Source organism: Bacillus sp. GMa5/1 (assembly GCF_050172015.1).
GTDB lineage: Bacteria > Bacillota > Bacilli > Bacillales > Bacillaceae_G > Bacillus_A > Bacillus_A cereus.
In genome coordinates this window covers 1-1,141 of sequence record NZ_JBNLYC010000416.1, presented here as the reverse complement: position 1 = coordinate 1,141, position 1,141 = coordinate 1, and the positions used below count along the sequence as shown (strand labels likewise).

Below are 1,141 nucleotides of genomic sequence, written 5' to 3'. Positions count from 1 at the left end.
TGAGGTGTACACCATGAGTAATAGAGAAAAAGAACGTTTTAAGGCTCTTGTAGAAAAGCATAAAAATAATATGCCCTGGTATGTCATAGAATACCTAGAAATGAAGACTGCTCTCTCCCCTGCTACTCTATACGCATATATAACTGAATTTGAAAAATTCTTTAAATGGATTATTCTTAAGCGATTAGCTGTCGTAAATGGTAACGTGGTTACTAATATAACTGATATACCTATTGAGACATTACAAACATTACCCTTAAATGATGTAAATCGCTTTCACATGTACTTGCAAGGTGAAGGAATTGAAACTAGAGCTATAAATAGAACCTTTTCTGCCTTAAAATCTCTCTTTAAATATTTAGCGCAGAATTCAGAAGATGAGCATGGAAAAAGCTATCTCTCACGTAACGTGATGGAGAAAATCGAACTACATAAAGAAAAAGTTGATGCTGCAGCAAGAGCTGATGAAGTGGCAAATATTATCTTTAACGATAATGAGGATGTAGCATTCTTACGATTTTTGATAAATGATTATGCAACAATCTTAAAAGAGACCTCTACACGTAAATACAATTATTTTTCACGTGACAAAGAACGTGATATAGCATTAATAAGCCTTATTTTAGGCACTGGGCTTCGAGTATCAGAATTAGCTAGTCTTACCCTCTCAAGTATTAACTTTCGACAGGGGACCATTAAAGTGACTCGTAAAGGTAATAAGAAATCTTCAATACTCGCAACGAAATCGTGTTTAGACGACGTACAAGAATACATGAAAGTACGTTTAGAGAAATATATGTGTCCACCTGAAGAAGATATTCTATTTGTAACTAGGTACCAGGGAAAATACACACAGCTTTCTGTACGCGCTATACAGAACTTAGTAGAGAAGTATTCAAGTGCATTCGATGAAAAGCGTAGTCCACATAAGCTACGTCATACGTATGCTACAAATCATTATAAGGAAAACAAGGACTTAGTATTGCTACGAGATCAACTCGGTCACACTTCTGTTGAGGTTACTAGTATCTATACAAATATAAATAATAAAAAGAAACGAGATGCGATTGATCGTTTAGAAAAAAGACAATTTGAATAGAATTCATTGGTATTATTCTTCATTTTTTGGTGAGATATTAAA

Annotated in this window: 1 protein-coding gene; it reads left to right on the top strand. The window is 34.0% G+C overall.

The genetic code is table 11. From position 1 onward, the window contains the following. The first annotated feature begins 13 nt into the window (after positions 1-13). Positions 14-1,099, top strand: a complete 1,086-nt coding sequence (gene xerS / locus ACQGSG_RS29095) for a tyrosine recombinase XerS (RefSeq protein ID WP_426948767.1) — start codon at positions 14-16, stop codon at positions 1,097-1,099. Positions 1,100-1,141: the final 42 nt, after the last annotated feature.